The organism is Polaromonas sp. P1_G2, from assembly GCF_056405515.1.
In genome coordinates, this window is the sequence record NZ_JBFUBY010000754.1 from 1 (window position 1) to 574 (window position 574).

The 574-nt window shown below is 63.9% G+C and carries 1 pseudogene; it reads left to right on the plus strand.

The features are described from left to right. Nucleotides 1-288, plus strand: a pseudogene (locus tag AC1D0P_RS27395) (beta-ketoacyl-[acyl-carrier-protein] synthase II); the annotation flags it as partial. Nucleotides 289-574 lie beyond the last annotated feature (286 nt).

A 574-nucleotide genomic window follows, 5' to 3' on the forward strand; every position in this document is an offset into this window, starting at 1 on the left:
ATCAAGAGCGTCTTCGGCCGCGACGGCTCCATTGCGGTCAGCGGCACCAAATCGGCCACCGGCCACCTGCTTGGCGCCGCCGGCGGGCTCGAAGCAGTCTTCACCATCATGGCACTGCGCGACCAGATCGCCCCGCCGACGCGCAACCTCGTCCATCCCGATCCGGTCGCGGAAGGCCTGGACCTCGTCGGCGGCAATGCCCGGCCGATGGTGATGGAACACGCCATTTCCAACGGTTTTGGTTTCGGCGGCGTCAACGCCAGTGCGCTGTTCCGGCGGTGGGGTTGAGGCTGGTCTACTTTGGAAGAAGAGCTTACCCCTCACCAAGCGCGGCCAAGYRATCGGCTACGCCTCTCRCGGCCTTGCTATCCTCTCCCACAGGGGGCGAGGAAAAACCTGTTGCGCCGTTGCAGCGAACCGCGCCGTCGTATTTGTGGCGAAGCATTGCCGCGAGTTTTCCTCGCCCCTTGCGGGAGAGGATACGAAGGCCGGGTGAACGAAGTGAACCCTTGGCCGGAGTTGGTGAGGGGTAAATGAGACCCCACCCTACTCCGCATACTCCGCCCCTATCGAC